Origin of the sequence: Nostoc sp. 'Peltigera membranacea cyanobiont' 210A, assembly GCF_002246015.1 — a bacterium.
GTDB lineage: Bacteria > Cyanobacteriota > Cyanobacteriia > Cyanobacteriales > Nostocaceae > Nostoc.
Genome location: NZ_NOLJ01000005.1, coordinates 522298 through 539114, shown reverse-complemented (window position 1 = coordinate 539114; position 16817 = coordinate 522298). Strand labels below are relative to the sequence as shown.

12 protein-coding genes and 2 pseudogenes are annotated in these 16817 nt (G+C 41.1%); 10 read left to right on the top strand and 4 right to left on the bottom strand.

The genetic code is table 11. The features are described 5' to 3' along the window. Positions 1–14: 14 nt before the first annotated feature. Positions 15–818 (bottom strand): SGNH/GDSL hydrolase family protein, encoded by an 804-nt coding sequence (locus CDG76_RS18320; RefSeq protein WP_143854114.1) that lies wholly within the window; start codon positions 816–818, stop codon positions 15–17. Between the two features lie 393 nt (positions 819–1211). Between CDG76_RS18320 and CDG76_RS39120 the strand changes: the two genes are divergently transcribed. The 6 genes from CDG76_RS39120 (at position 1212) to CDG76_RS18295 (ending at position 8889) form a co-directional block, all read left to right on the top strand. Next, positions 1212–1337 carry a hypothetical protein gene (locus CDG76_RS39120; RefSeq protein ID WP_262984336.1) on the top strand — a complete coding sequence of 42 codons (126 nt, stop codon included), beginning with the start codon at positions 1212–1214 and terminating at the stop codon, positions 1335–1337. Between the two features lie 142 nt (positions 1338–1479). Then, positions 1480–2871, top strand: coding sequence for a calcium-binding protein (locus tag CDG76_RS18315; RefSeq protein WP_094350382.1), 1392 nt, complete (start codon positions 1480–1482; stop codon positions 2869–2871). Between the two features lie 355 nt (positions 2872–3226). Beyond that, positions 3227–3508 carry a hypothetical protein gene (locus tag CDG76_RS18310; RefSeq protein WP_094350381.1) on the top strand — a complete coding sequence of 94 codons (282 nt, stop codon included), beginning with the start codon at positions 3227–3229 and terminating at the stop codon, positions 3506–3508. Between the two features lie 104 nt (positions 3509–3612). Further along, positions 3613–4800: a TRC40/GET3/ArsA family transport-energizing ATPase gene (locus CDG76_RS18305; RefSeq protein ID WP_094350380.1), complete on the top strand. Its 1188-nt coding sequence runs from the start codon at positions 3613–3615 to the stop codon at positions 4798–4800. A 256-nt stretch (positions 4801–5056) separates the two neighbouring features. After that, positions 5057–8362: a GAF domain-containing protein gene (locus CDG76_RS18300; RefSeq protein ID WP_094350379.1), complete on the top strand. Its 3306-nt coding sequence runs from the start codon at positions 5057–5059 to the stop codon at positions 8360–8362. 203 nt (positions 8363–8565) lie between these two features. Beyond that, entirely contained in the window at positions 8566–8889 is a 324-nt protein-coding gene (locus CDG76_RS18295) for a hypothetical protein (RefSeq protein ID WP_094350378.1), read from the top strand. 73 nt (positions 8890–8962) lie between these two features. Here CDG76_RS18295 and dnaN read toward each other — a convergent pair whose 3' ends face one another. After that, positions 8963–10126, bottom strand: a complete 1164-nt coding sequence (gene dnaN, locus CDG76_RS18290; protein ID WP_094350377.1) for a DNA polymerase III subunit beta — start codon at positions 10124–10126, stop codon at positions 8963–8965. A 549-nt stretch (positions 10127–10675) separates the two neighbouring features. Between dnaN and CDG76_RS18285 the strand changes: the two are divergent. The 3 genes and pseudogenes from CDG76_RS18285 to CDG76_RS38390 all read left to right on the top strand — a co-directional run. Further along, positions 10676–12568: pseudogene (locus tag CDG76_RS18285) on the top strand (efflux RND transporter periplasmic adaptor subunit). A gap of 66 nt (positions 12569–12634) precedes the next feature. Then, the gene (locus tag CDG76_RS18280; RefSeq protein ID WP_094350376.1) at positions 12635–13069 is read left to right on the top strand and encodes a hypothetical protein; all 435 of its coding nucleotides are present in this window, start codon (positions 12635–12637) and stop codon (positions 13067–13069) included. Next, positions 13050–13160, top strand: a pseudogene (locus tag CDG76_RS38390) (helix-turn-helix domain-containing protein); the annotation flags it as partial. The gene CDG76_RS18280 and the pseudogene CDG76_RS38390, both read left to right, overlap by 20 nt. Before the next feature lie 24 nt (positions 13161–13184). On the opposite strand, the gene CDG76_RS18275 reads toward CDG76_RS38390, so the two are convergent. Continuing rightward, the gene (locus CDG76_RS18275) at positions 13185–13724 is read right to left on the bottom strand and encodes a cold shock domain-containing protein (protein WP_094350375.1); all 540 of its coding nucleotides are present in this window, start codon (positions 13722–13724) and stop codon (positions 13185–13187) included. Positions 13725–13777: 53 nt separating this feature from the next. Here CDG76_RS18275 and rppB point away from each other — a divergent pair, with 53 nt between their 5' ends. After that, entirely contained in the window at positions 13778–15178 is a 1401-nt protein-coding gene (gene rppB / locus CDG76_RS18270; protein WP_094350374.1) for a two-component system sensor histidine kinase RppB, read from the top strand. Between the two features lie 233 nt (positions 15179–15411). On the opposite strand, the gene dnaA is transcribed toward rppB, so the two are convergent. Beyond that, complete coding sequence (dnaA, locus tag CDG76_RS18265; protein WP_094350373.1) at positions 15412–16794, bottom strand: chromosomal replication initiator protein DnaA; 1383 nt, start codon at positions 16792–16794, stop codon at positions 15412–15414. Between the last annotated feature and the right edge of the window lie 23 nt (positions 16795–16817).

The window sequence follows — 16817 nt, the reverse complement described above, 5'->3', positions numbered from 1 at the left end:
AACCATACAACAGACTATTCCGATATCTTTCTGACGATGTATTCAACTAATTGTTGAATCATTTGGGCATCTGTTTCACTTAAACTTTCCAACTCAATTCTGTTGTTTTGTTGTGGCGTACTAGTATTACTACTATATATACGGCGATTTAAGCCTACAGGACTATTCTCATACAATGTTGTATATAATACACACGCTGCTACATACGAGCCAATCGGACTAGGGTGGCTTCGATCGGAGGTGTAAAGGTTTAATTTCAGATTCGCTTCCTGAATTTTTTGCCAAGCAGTTCCCACGGGTGCAACTTTAGCTTTTAGTTCTTTAGCAATGCTCATGTAAGCATCAGTCAATATCTGTTGCGTTTCTGGTTGATTTTGCTTTGCCCAAGTCAAGTAAAATACTGTTTGAGAATTAACTCGCTTAATCTCGGCATCAAACAGAGTAGCGTACTTGTACATTTCCTGGGGATTGGTAATTGGTAAAGTACTTTGCTCTTGCAGTACTACATAATCCCAGCGTTTTGCTTTCAAAAGTCTGAGTGCTTTACCACGTTTCCAGTGGTTTTGAAGTGTAGCTCCACCAATCACAACCATTTCAGTTTCTAACTTTTTAGGTTCTTTTGCCGAAGCAGCCAACTGTTGTGTCAACCAAGGAAGATCGTTGAAATATGTATAGCTGTTACCAATAAATAAAACTCTGATTACCTGTTGTTCAGCTACGGGGAAAGAATTTGTCTGAATCTGCCTTGCTAGCATATTAAACAAGACAATTATCAGAAAGAGGAATAAACATACATATACGATGTTGGTATTGCTCATCTTCCCTGAAATCCTTGCAGTATAACTTAATTCTTGGACAAGATTTTTTTGGGAATAGTTCTGGTTATTGATGAGTATATGAAAGTTTTTCCCAAGATATTGCAAATTTTACCTGCTTCGGCTGGTTTGTTGTGAAGGAGGTACAACCTTGCTGGGTGACACTATATGCAATTGATAAATTTCCCTGCGCGGCTAATCTCTACTCACTCTGTGCTTTATCTAAATCTTGTAACTGATCATAATTTATTTATGGTGTGAGCCGGAACTGATAAATCAATATGCACGATGTTGTGAAATTATCAGGCAGGATTTTTTTTATGAACTTTTATAAAAAATTGGCTGACTCTGCATAAAACTTGTGCCTCCAGCGTAAAGTAAACAGGTACTAGCTTGATGAAGATGAATTGTCGTTTACTTGATCTGGCATTGCCTAACCGTTGTTTAGAAACTACTGCTGATTATTATTCGCCAGAAATCTTCTCTTACATCCCAATGGGAAAATCGTGGACAGCAGAATAATGAATAATTGCTTACCCCGAATTTTTGATTAGATACGAAAACTTTTCAAACTGCTGAAATTCTGACTTAGAAAATTCTTCTTCAAAGAGCAAGACTTTCAGCTTTTAAAACTTCATCACACACAATTGCGGAAAATTATATTATGTCCAGACTAATTGTTTCTTTACCCCCATTCTTAGGCACTTCTGGTTCCGATCTAGTGGTGGGACAAGAGGATAACGCAATCCCAGCAATTGGAATTGAGGTTCTAAAAAACGGAGTCATCGATACTCAAGCAGGTAACGATACTATCGAGGGTAGTGGCACCGGCGGCGACGACAATGACGCTGGTGGCACAGGCACAGGCATTGCTAACAGTGGCATCATCAATGCAGGGAGTGGAGACGATACGATCTCTGGCACAGGCAGTGGTGGTTCCGGGTATAGAAGCTTTCAACCTGGTACAGGAATCTCTAACACTCAGGGTGGTTACATTAATGGAGGAGACGGAAAAGATTTGATCAAGGGAACCGGAACCGGAGGTGGTGGAAATAGAGCCATCACTATAGCCATCCAAAACACTCAGAAGAGCCGCATTGATGGAGGATTTGGGGATGACTCTATCGAGGGAACTGGAATTGGAGTATTTGAGGGGAATGCTATAGGAATCTCTAACACTCAGGGCAGCAACATTAATGGAGGAGAAGGGAACGATTCCATCAAGGGAACTGGAACTGGTGGAACTAGTAGTACTGGAGGAGAAGGTACAGGTATCTTCAACAGTGGTGGTAGTGTAATTAGTGGAGAGAAAGGAAACGATTCTATTGTTGGTATCGGCAAGGGCAGTGATGCAAGCGAAGAACCTTTTAGATCGTACTATGCGGGTAGGGGTATAGGCATCTCCAACAGCAAGGGTAGCACGATCGCTGGAGGGCAGGGAAACGACTATCTCTCTGGCACAGGCACAGGCGGTGCAGGGTTCTACGCTGATGACCCTTTTGGGCAAGGGCCAGTGGAGCTTGCACCTGGTGTAGGTATAGGCATTGTTAACAGTGGCACAATCAATTTAGGCGATGGCAACGATACCCTCATTGGCACTGGCATTAGTCAAGGCACAGGTATTCTTAATACTGATGGCATTATTTATCAAGGGGCAGGAGCTGATATCCTTACTGGTTATGGCACCAGCATTGGCATTCAAGGCGGCACGATTGATGGCGGAAACGGTAACGATAAATTCAAAGCTCGTCGAATTGATGCTAACGGTAATACTGTTTCCGACCAAGGGGGCGCTATTGCCGATGTCTTGATTAAGGGTGGAGGTGGAAACGACATATTTGATGTTGGTTACGGTAATGCCACGATCGATGGTGGATCGGGATCGGATAAGCTAATTCTGTCTAATTTCAAAAGTGATTACATTATTACGGGTACAGGCAGTCCCAACAATTACACCATTAAGCGAGATCAATTTACCTTGAATGTCTTGAATGTTGAGGTAATTGCCTTTAGTGGCGTTCCTCTACAGCAAAATGTAGTTGGGACTGTGAATTAGGAATTTCCAATAAATAAATTATCCAATCTTGTGGAGTGGGATGAGGGCTTGATAACCGCAGCAGTCGGTTATCTCAAGTGCAACAAGAACACTTCACTTTTTGTAGTGCTAAAAATTACCCAAAGTTAGCACACAAAAAGTAACCCTTAAGCCTTGTAATGACTAGTGTCTACAGGTATAGGTATTTGTCAGGAGAGTAAAAAATCTAATTGCCAGTAAACAGCCCCGATCGCAATTTTTAGGTAGTTAAACCATAGTACAGGGTAGCACAACTGTGCTGCCCTACTGGGGATTGAAACAAAATCCCTCAATACTTTAGAGTTAATAATAAACTCAACTCCAAAGCGCGATCGCAATGACTGATAAAGAACTCAAACATCTAATTGAGAGTAATGCTAAAACAGTCCAAGCTATGTTAGATGAAATGGCGGAAGCACGTCAGGAACGCCAAGAACTCCGAGAAGGAATGCTCCAAATTCAGAATGCAGTCGCACAATTAACGAATATACAAGAGAGAATAACCAATTTACTAATTTCTATTGATGGCGATCGCCCCACAATTCTTAAAAAACTCTCAGCACTGGAAACTAAGCTTGACCAGTTATTGCAGCAAAACCCAACGGATGAGTTAGGGTAAACGCTCATAATAATGCCTAGACGTGTTGAAACAACATTTATTTTCCTTAAACAGTCGATAATGTAAATAAATGTAAAAAATTCTCAGGCAGGATAGAAGCATTTATGCGTGTAATTTTAATGACTGGTAAAGGCGGCGTGGGCAAAACTTCCGTTGCTGCTGCAACTGGACTGCGTTGTGCGGAACTAGGCTATCAGACGTTGGTTTTAAGTACAGATCCCGCCCACTCCCTTGCAGACAGTTTTGATATGGAACTGGGACACGCACCCCACAAAATTCGCCCAAATCTCTGGGGTGCTGAACTGGATGCGCTGCAAGAACTGGAGGGAAACTGGGGTGCTGTGAAGCGTTATATTACCCAAGTTTTACAGGCAAGGGGTTTAGATGGCATACAGGCAGAGGAATTGGCAATTTTACCAGGGATGGATGAGATTTTTGGCTTGGTAAGGATGAAACGCCATTACGATGAAGGTGAGTTTGATGTCTTAATTATCGACTCAGCCCCCACCGGCACAGCACTGCGTTTGCTGAGTTTACCTGAAGTCGGTGGCTGGTATATGCGCCGTTTTTACAAACCATTTCAAAACATCTCGGTGGCACTTCGACCCCTGGTTGAACCTTTCTTTAGACCAATTGCTGGTTTTTCGCTACCTGATAAAGAGGTAATGGACGCACCTTTTGAGTTTTATGAACAAATTGAAGCTCTGGAAAAAGTATTAACAGATAATACTCAAACCTCAGTGCGTCTGGTAACGAATCCCGAAAAAATGGTGATTAAAGAGTCTCTCCGTGCCCATGCTTATCTGAGTTTGTATAATGTTGCAACAGATTTAGTCGTGGCTAATCGGATTATTCCCAATGAAGTCCAAGACCCATTTTTTCAACGTTGGAAGGAAAGTCAGGAGCAATATCGCCGAGAAATTCATGATGATTTTCACCCTCTGCCTGTGAAAGAAGTTCCTCTATTTTCTGAGGAAATGTGTGGATTGGCTTCATTAGAACGCCTGAAAGAAACTCTTTATAAAGATGAAGATCCAACTCAGGTTTATTACAAAGAAACAACTCTGAGAGTAGTGCAAGAGGAAAACCAATACAGCTTAGAACTTTACTTACCGGGTATTCCTAAAGACCAAGTTCAACTCAGTAAAACTGGAGACGAATTAAACATCACTATTGGCAACCATCGTCGTAACTTAGTTTTGCCACAAGCCTTAGCAGCACTACAACCAGCCGGAGCAAAGATGGAAAATGACTATCTAAAAATCCGCTTTGCTGACAACACAAAAGTTTAATTTTGTTGAACATTAGTCTGTCAACAAAAAGTTAAAACTAAAAAGCAAGAAATTTCTCTTGTAGCTAGTACAGACGCAATCTTTTTAGCGTCTTTTTTTATGATGTTTTGGTGAATTTTGATAAAAGGCAAAAAAATATTTTTATTAATGATTTGACCGTAGTTTTACTGAAGACAAAATGATCAAATAAATTTCAGAATGTCTTTAGATTTAATTATTTCAGTTTTCAAATTATTAATTTATTTTGCTATAAACAATGACCTCCAATCCTGAACAAGATTTTTCCTTATGTCGCGATGAAGAAAGTTTATTACGCCGCATTACAAACCGTATCCGACGCAGCTTAGAGTTAGAAGAAATTATCACAGTGACAACAGCAGAGGTGCGATCGCTATTAAAAACCGATCGAGTGATGATTTACAAATTTCATCCCGATGGTAGTGGTCAAGTGATTGCTGAATCGATTAATAAAAATTGTTTGCCGTCGCTACTAGGACTAAATTTTCCCTACGATGACATCCCATCCTATGCCCGTGAACTATTTATCAAATCACGGGTGCGTTCGGTTGTGAATGTTGAGACTAAAGAGATTGGTCAAATTCACCTGCGTGACTTGGATAATGGAGAAACTATCTCAGAGGAGATCCGTTACCGCCCTGTAGACCCCTGCCATATTGAATATTTGACGACAATGGGCGTAAAATCCTCTGTAGTAGCGCCTATTCTCTATCAAGATCAACTTTGGGGGTTGCTGGTTTCTCATAATTCTGAAGCGCGTTTGATTTCAGAATATGAGCTAGAAGCAATACAAATGGTAGTCGAGCAACTGTCAATGGCGATCGCTCAAAGTACCCTTCACACTCAAGTTCGCAAAACAGCCGAACGAGAAGCGATCGTTAACCGCATTGCTACCCTATTACATTCACTGCCGACGATTGTCTTACAGCCAGCCCTAGAAGCGGCTGTTGCTGCCTTTGATGGCGTAGGTGGCAGGCTTTGCATTAGAAATGAAGCTCTTGATGTCCACAATGGCAACGTCACCAGCTTAACAGAATGCTTAATACCAGGAAATACTTGTATCAAGCTTTATATCTGTGGACAGCAACCTGTAATGCCAGAACAAACTATATATCCACTAATCGAGCAGTATAGTGTCTGGCACGAACACTACAAGTCTAGTAAATACGATGTTTGGGCAATTTCAGATATATATAACACTCCTGGCTTGCGAACTTTGCAAGTTGCTTTTCAACCAACTAAAATTCGCAGCGTGTTGATGATCCCACTCCAGTATCGTCAGCAGTTGTTGGGCTACTTAAGTATTTTCCGCAATGAAGTAGATACAGAAACTTTATGGGCGGGGGAGCATGAGGGCGATCAAAGGCAACAGTACCCCCGACGATCCTTTGAGGTTTGGCGCGAATCTAAAAAAGCACAAGCTCAAAAATGGACGGTTGAAGAAATTGAACTGGCTAGAAACCTCAGTAAACACTTTGCTTCAGCAATCCAGCAGTATGAATTATACCAACAAGTGCAAACCTTCAATGAAAATTTAGAAAAACAAGTTAGAAGACGCACCGCTGAGTTACAACGCACAGCTGAACAAGAACAGGCTGTGTTTAAAGTTATTGCCGAGATTCGAGAATCTTTAGACACAAATACGATTTTTCAAACCACAACTAAAGAAGTTTGTCAATTAATTAAAGCCGATCGCGTTTCTGTTTATCGTTTCGATGCTAATTGGGGTGGTGAATTTGTCGGGGATTTCGAGGCTGCTAGTCCATACTGGTCGAATGAGTCGGAACTAGGTATTAATACAATTTGGAATGACACCTACTTACAAGATACAGAAGGAGGACGTTACCGCTACAATGAAACATTTGCAGTCGATGACATCTACAAGATGGGGTTTACTCAGTGTCATATCGACAATCTAGAGCAGTTTCAAATTTACGCTTTTGTGCTTGCGCCGATTTTTGTTGGGCAAAAACTTTGGGGTTTACTAGCAACTTATCAACACACTGGCCCCCGGCAATGGAAAGCTTCTGAAGTTAACTTTCTCAGTCAGATTGCCGCCCAAATGGGCGTAGCACTCCAGCAAGCTGATTTACTCTCTCAGACACAACAACAGACATTAGATTTGCAACAAGCAGCAGAACAACAACGGGTATTGTTTGAAGTTGTGGCGAAAGTTAGAGAATCTCTTAATCTAGATGCGATTTTTCAAGCAACCACCCAAGAAATCTGTAAATCACTACAAGCGGATCGAGTTGCAGTCTACCGCTTCGAGGCTGATTGGAGTGGTGAATATATCGCCGAGTTTGTGGTTGATAACTGGTTAAAGTTAGTAGGTTCAGATACGAAGACAGTTTGGCGAGATAGCTATTTACAGGAAACCCAAGGTGGGCGATATCGTCACAATGAAAGCTTTGCAGTTGATGACATCTATGAAGTTGGTCACTCTCAATGCCACGTTGCAGCTCTAGAGCAATTACAGGCAAGAGCTTATGCGATCGCACCTATATTTATCAGGCAACAGCTATGGGGCTTGCTAGCAGCTTACCAGAATTCTGCACCCCGCCATTGGGAAGCCTCGGAAATTAAGTTTATTACTCAAATTGCCAATCAGCTTGGGGTTGCACTCCAACAAGCCCAATTACATAATCAAACCAAAGAGCAGGCTCAAAAGCTAGCTCAAGCTTTGCATGATTTACAGCAAACTCAAACCCAACTGATCCAAACTGAGAAAATGTCCTCACTAGGTCAACTGGTAGCTGGTGTTGCTCACGAAATTAATAACCCCGTGAACTTCATTTATGGCAACATCAATCATGTCAATGATTACACCCAAGATTTACTCGGTATACTAGACCTCTATTTGCAAAATGCTCCCAACCCTAGCTCTGAGATTCGCGATCGCGCACTCGATATCGACTTAGAATTTATCATTGAGGATTTGCCCAAAACTCTATCTTCCATGAAAATTGGGGTCGATCGCATCCGGCAGATTGTCTTGGGTTTACGGAATTTCTCTCGCCTTGACGAAGCAGAAAAAAAACCAGTTGATATTCATGAGGGTATTGATAGCACCTTACTAATTTTGCAGCATCGCTTGAAAGCAAAACCAGAAAGTCCAGCGATTCAATTAGTCAAAGAATATACTAACCTTCCTTTAGTAGAGTGCTATGCCGGGCCGCTAAATCAGGTATTTATGAATGTATTAAGCAATGCGATCGATGCTTTAGAAGATTATACAGAATCTCAATCAAATTCCCATAACAGTCAAATTACCATTCGTACTGCTCTTGGAGAACTTGAAGGCAATATCAAAAGCGTAGTAATTCGCATTGCGGACAATGGGCCAGGAATACCCGAAGCTATGAAGGCAAAAATTTGCGATCCATTTTTCACAACTAAGCCAGTGGGAAAAGGCACTGGCTTGGGGTTATCAATTAGTTACCAGATTATTGTAGATAAACATGGTGGTGTGTTTAGATGTGATTCTCAGCCGGGGTTAGGTACAGAATTTTGGATTGAAATTCCGATTAAACAAATCGACTAATCATAGAAACAAAAAATCAACTTGCATAGTGCAGCTTATCCCTGGTTTGAAAATGAAGAATGCAAAGTTATGTAATAATTTTGATTTTCTGCAAAAAATTTGAGTTTTGGGGTGAAAGCATAGTAGGTTATTGATAAGTGATAGATAGCTAGTAACCTGATTTATACTTGACTAGGGTTTAACGCTTAGGAGCATACGTGATTATGAATTCGATAAATCCCTCTGAAAACGTCATCAGTTGTTTGCAGACTATCTTGGATGCCACTGCTACGGGAAATTATGACCTTTTTCTTACAGTAGGTGATTCAGACTACAGAGCAGATATTACCAAAGAAATTTTTGACCAAGTTAGTTCCCCACTAATTCCACGTATGTCTGAGGGCTATACAACTACTTACTTCGGTCATCTCAAACAAGGAGAAACTCAGAGCTATTTGTGGAAGCTAAGTTTTGCTGATGATGGACATGAATTTATAGTACGTGTGGGGATGAAGGGGGACAAAGTTAATCTGATATGGATTACTTAATATATATGCATATCTGCTGTGAAAACAAAAATACGCTGTAGGGTAGCAAAGATGTGCTACCTTACAATTCTTTTTAACTTCTAAGTTGCACCGGCATAGCTAAATAGGTCATTTTCAAACCGCCTAGTGGCGTAAAAATTACTGGAGTCAGGCTTTGATTCAGATGCATTTGAATTTCTGAAGATGGTAACTCTTTTAAGCCTTCCATCAAATATTTAATGTTAAAAGCAATCTCTATATTTTCCCCAGAAATTTGCGCTGGCATTGACTCTCTACCACTGCCCACATCTTGAGCTTCACAAGATAAAGTAATTTCTTGAGCTTCGCTATCAATACTAACCTTGACAATATTATTTTTTTGATCGGCTAACACAGCAATCCGTTCCAATGTGCTGACAAATTGTCGCCGTTCAATTGTCACTTGTCGCTCAAATTGGCGCGGAATTAATTGTCGATAAGCGGGATATTGCCCTTCTAATGTGCGACTAGTCAAGCGTTGATTTTGCCATGCAAACACAACTTGACCTTGATCGAAATATAGAGCTACAGGTTCATCTGATGAGGCGCTATGAGCTAACATTCGTTGGAGTTCGCGTAACGCTCTAGCTGGTACTGTCACTTCTAGTTGACTAGTCCCGCCTAGAGGACGCTCGTTGCTAGTTTCTACGACTGCGAGGCGATGTCCATCGGTAGCTGCAAATTCTAAGGTGTCTTGTTTAACTGTTAAATGCACACCAGTGAGTACTTGCTTGGTTTCATCAGCACTGGTAGCAAACAATGAACCGCGTAATCCCTCAATTAATGCGGTGGTGGTGAGATGGATTACTTCTGTATTTTCAATTACAGGTAGTTCGGGAAATTCTTCCGGCCCCATTGCTCGGACTTGGTAATGTCCACTCTTGGGTGTGAGTGTAACTATTAAACCTTCTCCACCGGATGTTGCACCTGTTAGGGCTGATTCATCGTCTAAAGTGATTTCGCCCTCTGGAAGACGAGAGGTGATGTCTACAAGTAATTTAGCAGGAAGTGCGATCGCACCACTTTGCCATACCTCTGCGTTAAAACTGGTGCGGATTCCTAAGCTGAGATCGAAGGCTGTTAAGCTTACTTGGTTAGTTTCAGCATCTGCTTGTAACAGCACATTAGCAAGTACTGGATGAGTTGGCCGTGAAGGTACTGCACGACTAACGAGTGAGAGGTTTGTACTGAGATCGCTTTGGGAGCAAACTAATTTCATAAGTCAGATGCAGCTAGTGAAAGATATCCTAACATCCTTATGTTTATAGGCGATCGCTGCTGAGTAGTAAAAAGCAACCAACAAAAATAACTGGTTCCCAGCCTCTAGGCTGGGAACGAGGCGAAAAAATTAAAGCTTTTTAACGCGCGTAGGCGGGTTTTGTCTGTGTAGCCGCGACTTCCAGTCGCCCGGTGTAATACGCAAACATACTATAATTTGTGAAAAGCCTAATTTATCCTAACTCCTAAAGACGCAAGAGGTATCGTTGGTGTCACTCAATTCTGTTCCTACTCTCACAACGACGAACCCCTGACTATGTTGGAACGCGAACTTGCTTACCCATCAATTTAAACTGGACAGACTAGCAAGTTGGGTTGAGGAACGAAACCCAATCTTTCCATGTGAGTTCTCAATTTCATGCCAATTTCATTTTGAGATGAAAGACTGAGAGTAAGGTGCAGAAAAATCCCCCTAAACAAAGCTAGCTTTGTTTATCAAATATTGCGATCGCAGTTTTTTTGCACCCATATTTCAAATTTTCTCATCACAATGCCCAACTCTCTGCGTTTCCAACCAATTGTAACCATGCGTTATGTTTCTGGTACACTTGCCGGTTTACTGTTATTGGCAAATCCGGTACTAGTTTTAGCCCACGCCGGACACGGAAATGAATTTCATCAAGAAAGTGAAGCCACCCCAGCAACTAGTTCCATTGAAGTTGATACTCAAACTGCCCAACGGTGAGGAATTAAAGTTGAGCCAGTTAAAAGCCAGCGTTTAGCTGTGGGTATAAAAACCACAGGCCAGATTGAAACTTTACTTAGCAAACAAGTAGAAGTAACCACACCAATTACAGGCGCAAAGGTGATTGAGTTATTGGTGGAACCTGGTGCATTAGTTAAACAAGGTCAACCCGTAGCTATACTATCTAGTCCTGATTTGGTAGAACTGCGGGTTAACTCCCAAGAAAAACTAGCTCAAGGTCAGGCTGATTTACAACAAGCCTTAGCTGATTTAAAATTAGCGCAACAAAATCGCGATCGCTATCAACAAATAACCACAGCAGAAATTGCCCAAGCCCAAAGTCAAGTGGCATTTTCTCAAGAAAAGTATGACAAAGATCAAGAATTAGTTGCTCAAGGTGCTTTACCAAGGCGTAATGGTCTGGAATCGCAAACCCAACTGGCACAAGCCAAAGCCGACCTTGCCAAAGCCAATAGCCGCCGAGAGGTGATTGAGGCTGAAAATCAACTTAAACGCGCTCAGGCATCTGTTGATGTCGCCAAATCTCGAATAAATCTCAGTAACAGCACTTATGAAACTCGGCTGCAACAACTAGGAATCCGGGGCAATGCCAAAGGACTGGTGACGGTAACATCTCCTATTTCTGGGAAGGTGGCAGATCGGGAAGTGACTCTTGGTCAAAGCTTTGAGGATGCAGGTGGTAAGCTGATGACGATTGTCAATGACAATCAGGTTTTTGCCACAGCAAATATATATGAAAAAGATTTAGACAAAGTTAAAACAGGGCAACGGGTTAATGTCAAAGTTGCTTCTCTCCCCAATCGTATTTTCGCAGGACGAATTGCAGTAATTAATTCTGTAGTAGCAGGTGATACGCGGGTTGTGCCTGTGAAAGCCGAAATAAATAACCCTGGTGGTGTCCTAAAACCAGGAATGTTTGCAGAGTTGGAAGTTTTGACAAATCAAACATCGTCAGATGTACTGATTATTCCCAGTGCGGCTGTAGTTGAAGCTAATAATAAAAAAGTTGTCTACATCCAAAATGGCAATACTTATCAACCAGTTGAAATTACATTAGGTCAAACCTCTGGAGACATGGTTGAGGTAAAAACTGGTTTATTCAATGGAGATATGATTGTCACCCAACGCGCACCGCAACTTTACGCCCAATCTCTGCGGGGTGACACCAAGAAAAAAGCAGACGAACACACGGAAACTGCTGTACAAACAACAGAGACTAAAATACCGTGGTGGATTGCAGCCGCGGGAGGAGTATTTTCAGTAGCTTTGAGTGGTGGTGTTATTTCTATTGCTTCCTTAGTTGGCTTTATCACTCTATTTGGAATTGCTACCCGCAATGGTTTGTTACTTGTGGATAATTACAACACCAAATTTGGGGAAGGTCTACTACTTAATGATGTTCTGATTAAAGGCTCAATGGAACGTTTAAATGCTATTTTGATGACAGCTTTTACCTCAGCTTTAGGATTAGCTCCATTAGTAATTGAAAGTGGAGCAGGAAAAGAAATATTACAACCACTTTCAATAGTGGTGTTAGGTGGGTTATTTACTTCTACGGCCCTAACCTTAGTGGTTCTACCTGCACTATATATCAAGTTTGGCAGGTTTTTGCTCCCTAAGCCTGCTATGGGTATTCTATTGTTCAGTGAAAATTCTCGAACTCCCAAAATATCATGATAGGAATAATTTCATGTGCTAAAACTTTGTTCAAATTATCAATCAATTTAAATCAGGAGCAAATTAATGAAAATTCTCAAATCTGGCTTGATTATTATCGGAAGTTTAGGACTAATTTTCTTGGGTGCTTGTAGTAATAGTAATCAAACAGCTAATACAGAAAATAGCCCAGTTTCTTCTGCCTCAAATACCAAAACTCCATCAGTTATAGCTTCACCTGTGGCCAAAAAAATAGATAGTCCGCATGGTGAATCTAAAGGTGGTCAAGTTGTGGAGACAGGAACTTATCACTTGGAGTTCTTAGCAGAGAAAGAAACTAAGGCAACTCACATGGATTTATATTTGCTAACAGGTGATAATCACGAAACAGGAACTAATGCAAAAGTAATCGCTCAAGTCCAGCTACCAGATGGAAAACAAAAGTCAATTCCTTTAACCTATGACGTTAGTGGTAAACACTACACGGCGGCGCTATCTGAAAATACGTCGCAAACTAGCTAATAATGGTTGCGAAAACATGATTGAAACTTTGCACGGTACGGGATATCGTCTGAATCTTACTGTTGATACTCCCCGGTTTCAGAAATATTAGGCTGCTTAGTTTTGGCTGCGGGTGCTACCTTGGTGCTTTACGCCAACCATTTGCCATCGCTTCTGATTCGGTGCAAAACCATCTTTCTCCACGCGCTGGATCAATTACTGTTGATTCATAATCCTCGGCTCCTGGAACATGGTAAACCTTAGCTCCCCTATCAATAGAGATGTTACCTTTAATTTGACATCCTGGTTTAGTTACTAATTTAATTAGAGAAGGAGAGCGACTACGACTAAATTCTTGTGAAAGAATTGCAATCATAACCATAACCCCAATGCCGATAAATTTTGGCAGTAACCTGCGTTTATTGACATTTTGTTTCTTCGGCAAAGTTTGAGCTAAAACCCCTTCAATTGAGGCATTATAAGCGCTAAGTTTTCCATTTACTTGAGTTTTTAGCTGGTAAAGAATCGTATCTCCCACTTTCGGACGGCGAGATGCTCCCTTCAATTCACTGATATGAAGAAAAATTTCTTTACTACCCTGAGCAGGTTTTATGAAGCCAAAACCCCTATCATCCTTCCATGTTGTTAATTGACCTTTTTGGAAAACAGGTTTCATGAACAACTCTCCTTCTATCTGCCTCTTTTGTAGTGTTCCCATACAAAGGCTAGATGAATCAAAATAAACTGTTTCAGCAAACCCGCCTACGTTTAGCGCTGTGGTATGCACTCGTCATGGCTCTCATTTTAAGCCTGTGCGGATTCGGCATCTACAGAGCAATTTCTCATGCTCATTGGATGACATTAGACCGTGAACTGGAATCTGTTGCAGGAACATTACACGATACTATTGAACTTAAATTACAACAACCCGGTAAATTTGAACCAGTAATACAGCAGCTTTTACCTAATATTTGTGTGGTTGGCACTAGCTGCATTCAAGAGCAATTAAGTTCTAAGCGCCATATTTTAAGCGCAATTAATCAAGGTAATTATTATGTCCGTTTTTTCGATAATTCAGGACGCTTGATTGCGATCGCAGGCAATTATCCACATGGATTCCCCCTAGTCTTGAACAAAAAACTTTGGCAAACCCTTAAAGATAGCAAGGGCAACTTTTATCATCAAATTTCTTTTGTACTCCACACCCAAAAAAATCGTGATTGGGGTTACATCCAAGTAGGGCGAAGTCTAGCAGAATTCAATAGTTATCTCACTGCCGTAAAACTCACTTTAGGATTGGGATTACCCATCATCATGCTTCTGGTTGGCGTTGCTAGTTGGTGGTTAGCAGGATTAGCAATGCAGCCAATTTATCGCTCATATAAACAAGTGCAACAATTTACAGCAGATGCTGCACACGAATTGCGAACACCTTTAGCCGCAACACAAGCGACAGTAGAATCCGCGCTGATGATGTCTCAATTAGATGAAACAGAAGCGCGGGACATTCTACAAACCCTACACCGTCAGAATCAACGACTCACAACTCTGGTTACAGATTTACTGCTGCTGACTCGCTTGGATCGTCAATCTGTGCCGATGCAACAAGACATTTGTTGCTTGGATGATATTGTTAATGACTTAATAGAGGAATTTGCAGCATTAGCGATCGCAGCAGGTGTAACTCTAACATCTTCTGTACGGCTATCAACGCCTTTGGATGTGATTGGTAATGCAGATCAGCTTTATCGCTTGTTTTCTAACTTAATTATTAATGCAATTCAATACACACCGCAAACAGGAAAGGTAACTGTTTACTTAGACCGTAGTGACAACTATGCTGTGATTCAGGTTCAAGATACGGGCATTGGTATTCCACAGCAGGATCTGACTCAGATTTTTGACCGTTTCTATCGAGTGAATAGCGATCGCTCTCGTAGCACTGGCGGTTCTGGATTAGGATTAGCGATCGCCCAAGCAATTGTTTTGACACACCACGGCAGTATCGATGTGCAAAGTGAATTCGGCAAAGGTAGCACCTTTACTATCAAATTGCCAAGAAAGGCAGAAAGCAGAAAGCAGGCGATCGCCGAGCCATACCGAAGTGAAACAGGAGGAAAAAATTATTAACAGAAACTACTTTACATCTGTGGAAAACTTGTGGAAAAACTATGCTAATTTTCCACAAGGTAATTATACTTAATTAAATTTTCACTGTAGAATATCAAGTTTTCCCCAGTTTTTTGCACAATCTAAGTTAAATTTAATCAATTTTTATACGTTACTTAATATTCTTGACTAATTCTTCAACCGTCAAAACTCATAATTCAGACAGCTGCTTGTGGAAAACTTAAAATAAATCTTCACGATGGTTTTTGAGAACGGCTAGTCATATTGATGCGATCGCTCAGTTGGCGGATTGTTTGTGCTAAAGTGCGATCGCTCTCCTGGAGTTGATTAATTTTATCGCAACTATAGATTACCGTTGTATGGTCTTTACCACCAAACTCTTCGCCAATTCTCGGCAAACTCAAAGCTGTGTGTTGGCGCATCAGATACATCCCTAGTTGACGCGCCCAGCTTATCTCTCTTCGTCTTGAGTTACTTTTAAGGTCATCTATTGAAACATCAAAATTATCCGACACAACCTTTAAAATTGCTTCTGGGGTAGCTGCCATTTTTTCATTAGGCGGTTCTAAAACTGGTGTAATATTTTCCACCGTCATCGGTAAACCCCAAATAGAAATATAAGCCACCGCCCGAATTAAAGCTCCTTCTAATTCTCGAATATTAGAAGTGTAGTTAGAAGCAATATACTCAATCACGTCGCGGGGAAGACTAATATTTTCATCCTCAGCCTTTTTCTGTAAAATTGCCATTCTCGTTTCTAAATCCGGCTTTTGGATATCGGCAATTAAGCCCATAGAAAACCGAGAACAAAGACGTTCTTGCAAGCTAGGAATTTGGTTAGGCGGACGGTCGGAAGCAATCACAACTTGTTTACCAGCTTCATGTAGAGTATTAAAAGTATAAAAGAATTCCTCTTGGGTATATTCCTTCCCTTCAAGAAACTGAATATCATCAACTAATAAAAGATCGGCAGCTCGGTAATGTTCTCGGAAACTTTGCATACTATCCTTACGGATGGCTGTAATTAAATCATTAGTAAACTGCTCAGTAGAAACATAAAATATTTTACAATTAGGAGAAATTGCATAGCGATAATGACCAATAGCTTGCATGAGATGAGTTTTACCCAAGCCGACACCACCGCATAAAAACAAAGGATTAAACTCTTTACCCGGAGATTCTGCAACTGCCAAAGAAGCAGCATGAGCCATGCGATTGTTAGCACCAACTACAAATCGCGAAAAGACATATTTAGAGTTTAAGTCAGTAGTTTTATGATTGTGATTAGGAACAGCTTCAGAAATACTGCTGGAATTTGGTGATTCCCAAGCAACCTCTCGTTCACTAAAATGAGAAACTTCATCACCTTGAGCAACAGTAATGTAAATTCCCACGGGATGACCGAGAATATCTTGGACTACATGAGCAATGGTATTGATGTAATACTTCTGTAACCAATTACGAGCAAATGGGTTAGGAGTACGGATAACCAAGCAATTATTTTCTAATCGCTCTGCACTAGCAGTTTTGATCCAAGTTTCAAAGGTAGGTCGGGATAGTTCAAGCTTTAGGCGCTCTAGTACCTGACTCCACAGACTTTCTATGGGAATTTCCATTATCCACCACCTTTGCTGCTAAT

Excerpts from the sequence above, each read along its gene's own strand:
- CDG76_RS18305 (WP_094350380.1), top strand. The coding sequence starts at position 3,613 with ATGCGTGTAATTTTAATGACTGGTAAAGGCGGCGTGGGCAAAACTTCC.
- CDG76_RS18300 (WP_094350379.1), top strand. The coding sequence starts at position 5,057 with ATGACCTCCAATCCTGAACAAGATTTTTCCTTATGTCGCGATGAAGAA.
- CDG76_RS18320 (WP_143854114.1), bottom strand. The coding sequence starts at position 818 with ATGAGCAATACCAACATCGTATATGTATGTTTATTCCTCTTTCTGATA.
- CDG76_RS18280 (WP_094350376.1), top strand. The coding sequence starts at position 12,635 with ATGAAAATTCTCAAATCTGGCTTGATTATTATCGGAAGTTTAGGACTA.
- dnaN (WP_094350377.1), bottom strand. The coding sequence starts at position 10,126 with ATGAAATTAGTTTGCTCCCAAAGCGATCTCAGTACAAACCTCTCACTC.
- CDG76_RS18275 (WP_094350375.1), bottom strand. The coding sequence starts at position 13,724 with ATGAAACCTGTTTTCCAAAAAGGTCAATTAACAACATGGAAGGATGAT.
- rppB (WP_094350374.1), top strand. The coding sequence starts at position 13,778 with ATGAATCAAAATAAACTGTTTCAGCAAACCCGCCTACGTTTAGCGCTG.
- CDG76_RS18315 (WP_094350382.1), top strand. The coding sequence starts at position 1,480 with ATGTCCAGACTAATTGTTTCTTTACCCCCATTCTTAGGCACTTCTGGT.
- CDG76_RS18295 (WP_094350378.1), top strand. The coding sequence starts at position 8,566 with ATGAATTCGATAAATCCCTCTGAAAACGTCATCAGTTGTTTGCAGACT.
- CDG76_RS39120 (WP_262984336.1), top strand. The coding sequence starts at position 1,212 with ATGAAGATGAATTGTCGTTTACTTGATCTGGCATTGCCTAACCGTTGT.
- CDG76_RS18310 (WP_094350381.1), top strand. The coding sequence starts at position 3,227 with ATGACTGATAAAGAACTCAAACATCTAATTGAGAGTAATGCTAAAACA.
- dnaA (WP_094350373.1), bottom strand. The coding sequence starts at position 16,794 with ATGGAAATTCCCATAGAAAGTCTGTGGAGTCAGGTACTAGAGCGCCTA.